Source organism: Mesorhizobium sp. M4A.F.Ca.ET.090.04.2.1, from assembly GCF_003999085.1.
In the GTDB taxonomy this organism is placed as follows: domain Bacteria; phylum Pseudomonadota; class Alphaproteobacteria; order Rhizobiales; family Rhizobiaceae; genus Mesorhizobium.
Genome location: NZ_RZOT01000542.1, coordinates 1 through 4,102, shown reverse-complemented (window position 1 = coordinate 4,102; position 4,102 = coordinate 1). Strand labels below are relative to the sequence as shown.

The 4,102-nt window shown below is 66.1% G+C and carries 7 protein-coding genes; 1 reads left to right on the top strand and 6 read right to left on the bottom strand.

Annotated elements, in window-relative coordinates; all coding sequences use genetic code 11:
* Nucleotides 1-52 precede the first annotated feature (52 nt).
* Both grxC and EN781_RS27660 read right to left on the bottom strand, forming a co-directional pair.
* On the bottom strand, nucleotides 53-322 hold the full coding sequence (gene grxC, locus EN781_RS27665; RefSeq protein ID WP_126058140.1) for a glutaredoxin 3: 270 nt from the start codon (nucleotides 320-322) through the stop codon (nucleotides 53-55).
* 67 nt (nucleotides 323-389) lie between these two features.
* On the bottom strand, nucleotides 390-1,190 hold the full coding sequence (locus EN781_RS27660) for a ComF family protein (protein ID WP_126058139.1): 801 nt from the start codon (nucleotides 1,188-1,190) through the stop codon (nucleotides 390-392).
* Nucleotides 1,191-1,244: 54 nt separating this feature from the next.
* Here EN781_RS27660 and EN781_RS27655 point away from each other — a divergent pair, with 54 nt between their 5' ends.
* A complete protein-coding gene (locus EN781_RS27655) occupies nucleotides 1,245-2,117 on the top strand; it encodes a methyltransferase domain-containing protein (RefSeq protein WP_126058138.1) in 873 nt (290 codons plus the stop codon).
* Nucleotides 2,118-2,135: 18 nt separating this feature from the next.
* On the opposite strand, the gene EN781_RS27650 is transcribed toward EN781_RS27655, so the two are convergent.
* From EN781_RS27650 to EN781_RS27635, 4 genes are all read right to left on the bottom strand, one after another.
* Nucleotides 2,136-2,318 (bottom strand): Flp family type IVb pilin, encoded by a 183-nt coding sequence (locus EN781_RS27650; protein WP_126058137.1) that lies wholly within the window; start codon nucleotides 2,316-2,318, stop codon nucleotides 2,136-2,138.
* Between the two features lie 112 nt (nucleotides 2,319-2,430).
* Nucleotides 2,431-2,739, bottom strand: a complete 309-nt coding sequence (locus tag EN781_RS27645) for a hypothetical protein (protein WP_126058136.1) — start codon at nucleotides 2,737-2,739, stop codon at nucleotides 2,431-2,433.
* A 105-nt stretch (nucleotides 2,740-2,844) separates the two neighbouring features.
* Nucleotides 2,845-3,267 (bottom strand): (deoxy)nucleoside triphosphate pyrophosphohydrolase, encoded by a 423-nt coding sequence (locus EN781_RS27640; RefSeq protein WP_126058135.1) that lies wholly within the window; start codon nucleotides 3,265-3,267, stop codon nucleotides 2,845-2,847.
* Nucleotides 3,264-4,034 carry a GNAT family N-acetyltransferase gene (locus EN781_RS27635; RefSeq protein ID WP_245455370.1) on the bottom strand — a complete coding sequence of 257 codons (771 nt, stop codon included), beginning with the start codon at nucleotides 4,032-4,034 and terminating at the stop codon, nucleotides 3,264-3,266. Before EN781_RS27635 ends, EN781_RS27640 begins: the two co-directional genes overlap by 4 nt.
* Nucleotides 4,035-4,102 lie beyond the last annotated feature (68 nt).

Sequence of the window (4,102 nt, the reverse complement as noted above, 5' to 3'; positions counted from 1 at the left end):
GGGCTGGTGCCCGAACGCATCTGCACCGCCGCTGCCTTGAAACCACCCATGATCAACCCCTCGAACCGTCGGCGAGCAGCGCATCGAGCCGGCCCTCGGCCTCCAGCTCGTGGAGGTCGTCGGAGCCGCCGACATGCGTGTCGCCGATGAAAATCTGCGGAAATGTAGAGCGGCCATGCGCCCGGGAAATCATTTCCTGGCGCAGTTCCGGCGAGAAGGAGGCATCGTGCTCGGTGTAGGCGACGCCCTTGCGCTCGAGCAGCCGCTTGGCCGCGGTGCAATAGCCACACATCATGCGCGTATAGATCGTCACATCAATCATCGATCAGCATTCCTGCATGTCACCTGGAAGCGCGCAGCGCTCTGGGACAACAACAACATTTGTCGTTTTATATAGTCGCGGACTCGTCGGCTCGAAAGTCCCCTGGCAAAACGCGCGCGAAGGTCAGCACGTCGACGGCGCCGGCGCCGCCCTTCTTCAGTGCCTTGGCCACCGATCTCACGGTCGCGCCGGTGGTATAGACATCGTCGACCAACAGCACCCGGCGGCCGGCGATCTCGATCTCCGCCTCGGACGGCACGCGGAAGGCGGCGCGCACATTGTCCTCGCGCTCCTGCCGCTCCAGCCCGACCTGCTGGCGGGTGAGCTTCACGCGCCTCACAACCGAAGCCGAGAAAGGCAGGCCGCTGAGGTGCGACACCGCCCTCGCCAGCTCGGCCGACTGGTTGAACTGCCGCCGGAAGAAGCGCCGCCAGTGCAACGGCACCGGCACGACGAGATCAGCCTCCGCGATCAGCTCGGCTCCGGCACGCTGCATCCAGCGCGCCATCCATGGCGCCAGATCCGTACGGTCTTGGTACTTCAGGCCCTGCACCATCTGGCGCGCGACGCCGGAATAGACGACCGCCGCCCGCGCCCGCTCGAAAGGCGGCGGATCGGCAATGGCTTCGGCGCAGAGGAAGCCCTCGCCCATGTCGTGGGTGAACGGCGTGCCCATCACCGCGCACCAGGGCCGTTCCAGCAGCCTGAGCTTCGGCCAGCAGGTGCCGCACAGCACCCCGGGCTGCGAGACATGGCGCCGGCAGCCGGCGCAGACCGGCGGAAACAGGATGCGCGCCGGCAAGGCCAATGCCCTCCGCGCGATTGTCCCGAGTTCAACGGTCTTGATCTTCGGCATTGGATCGGCCACGTGGTTTCGTCGCCGCTCCACTATATCAGAGAGCGGGAAACAGGAACCTGCCCGTTGCAGCCTATCATCGACACCTCGCTCTGGCTGGCGCGCAAGCGTCGCGCCCTGGCCCACCCCGTGGGCGGCGCCGATTTCCTGATGCGGCGGGCAGCCGATGACCTTGCCGACCGGCTCGGCGCGGTCGAGCGCAGCTTCGGCAAGGCGGCCGCGCTGTTTTGCCAGACGCCGGCGGCAGGGGATGTGCTCGCCGAAAGCGGCAAGGCGGCGGAGATAGCGCGCGTCGAAGCGGACACTGCCTTCCTCGCAGGCGCAGCCGGGCTGGTGGCGGCGCTCGAAACTGTGCCGTTCGAGGCGCAAAGCCTCGACCTTGTCGTGTCGCTGCTGTCGCTGCAGGCGATGAACGATATTCCCGGCATGCTGGCCCAGATCCGGCGGGCGCTGCGGCCCGACGGGCTTTTTCTCGGCGCCCTGGCCGGCGCCGGCACGCTTTCCGAACTGCGCGAGAGCCTGCTCGCCGCCGAGACCGAGCTCTACGGCGGCGCCAGCCCGCGCGTCATTCCCTTCACCGATGTCCGCGACGCCGGCGCGCTGCTTCAACGCGCCGGCCTGGCGCTGCCGGTCGCCGATGTCGAGACGGTTACGGTGCGTTACGACACCATGTTCGACCTGCTCGCCGATCTGAGAGCCATGGGCGAGACCAGCCCCCTCGTCGATCGCAGCCGGCGGCCCGGCACGCGGAAATTCTTCGCGCGCGCCGCCGAAATCTACGCGGAACGGTTTTCCGATCCCGACGGCCGTATCAGGGCAAGCTTCTCGCTCGTATGGATGTCCGGCTGGGCGCCCGATGCATCGCAGCAAAAGCCGCTAAAGCCCGGCACGGCCAAGGTCTCGCTGAAGACCATCCTGGAAGGTCCGCAAGACCGCTGAGCAGCGACCCCTTGGGGCTCAGTGCTGCGCGAAGGCGTTGGCCAACTTGCTGTTGTTATCGCTGAACAACCACACGATCGCATTGCCGACCTGGCCGACGCCGGCGACGATGGCGAGCGACAGGACGGTGACGATCACGCCATATTCAATGGCTGTCGCGCCCGTCTCGTCTTGAATGAACCGTTGCAGCAGCTTTTTCATGATCATCGATCCCTCTTGCCAGGAACCTTAGCGTTGACCCGTTAAGAAAGGTTAACGGCAAAAGCTTAACAGGCAGTGAAATAGGTCGGTTCTGGAAAAATCGTTAACCATGTCAGCAGTCGCCGCTGCGCGTGCCGTCGCTGCGGATCACGCAGATCGAGCTGGGCAGGGGCTGCAGCACGCTGCGGCGCAGCGTATAGGTGTCGCGATGGCCGATCGAACCGGTGCTCATCGTGTCGACGCCGGCAATGCCATCGCGGGCCGGGCGCGTGTGGCTGTCGAGGAAAGGCGCGGCGATCAGGGCCAGCGCCACCGCGGCGGAACCGAACAGCAGCGTGATGCGCAACACGCCCATGCCCGCATCGGCGGCGCGAAAGCCGCGGTCCGGCCGGATTGACTCCCAGTCTTTGTCCAGGCTCATGCAATCGCTCCCCACGCGTGTAGGCCGAGACCAGCCTCGCCGCAATTTTTCATATCGAGATAAATCATCCATTAACGCTGGCTAAACCAGCGCCGAATTCCCCGACTACAGGAGATCGATGAGGAACTGGATCAGCGGCGCGTCGGCCGGCGGCATCGGATAGTCGCGCATCTGGCGTGGCCGCACCCATTTCAGCGCCTGCCCCTCCCTCGGCTGCGCAATCCCGCGGAAGCGGCGGCAGACGAAAAGCGGCATCAACAGGTGAAAGTGATCATAGCTATGGCTGGCGAAGGTCAGCGGTGCGAGGCAAGGGATCTCGGTCTCGATGCCGAGCTCCTCATGTAGTTCCCGGATCAGGCACTCTTCCGGTGTTTCGCCTGGCTCGACCTTGCCGCCTGGGAATTCCCACAAGCCAGCGAGCTGCTTTCCCTCGGGGCGCTGCGCCAGCAGCACGCGCCCGTCGGCGTCGACCAGCGCGCAGGCCGCGACCAGAAGCAGGCGCTTGCCGGCTGGCTTGAGCTCGCTCATGCGCCGGGCGGCCGGCGATAGTGGTAGCGGTAGACTTCCTCGAAGCCCATCGATCGGTACAGCGACAGCGCCGGCGCGTTGCTGGCCTCCACCTGCAGCCAGGCTTCCCGCGCGCCGCGCAGCCGCGCCCACTTCAACGCCGACAGGATGAGGTTTCGGCCGTGGCCCCTGTTGCGCGCCGCCTTGTCGGTGGCGACTTCGAACAGGCCGGCGAGATCGCCGTCGTGGACGCAGATCAGCGTCGCCAGTGGCTCGCTGCCATCCTCGAGCGCGAACAGCCCGGCCTCCGGCTGGATGGCGCCGATGATCTCCGACAGGCCCGGCCTCAGCGACACGTCCGAGCCACTCACCTTGAGCAGCGCGCCGATGAAGCGGCTGATGTCCTTCAGCGGGATTTGGTCCATGGCGGGATCGAGCTGGGCATCGGCGAGCGGCAGGCGCATCACCAGCGATTCGTCGAAGCTGCTCCAGCCTTCACTGTCGAGATGCTTTGACAGGACAGGGCCCGACAGTGGCGATATGCGAAAGGTCAGCGGCCTGCCATATGCTTCGAAGCGCCGGCTGGCGCGGCCGATGCGCTCGGCAATGTGCTGGGTGTCGCCGGGATCGAGCGGATTGACCGAGTTCAGCCGCTTGGCCGCGTGGCCGGCCGTCAGCCGCACCACCCATGTGCCATCATAGTGGACGGCGGCGGCGGGCCAGGCGCGGAACCCGGCAGCCTCGTAGCGGCGCACCGTCGCGAGCACGCTTGCCGGATGTCTGGACATCAACGTCGTCAGCTCCTGTAGTCGCCATTGATGGCGACATATTCCTTGGTCAGGTCGCAGGTCCACAC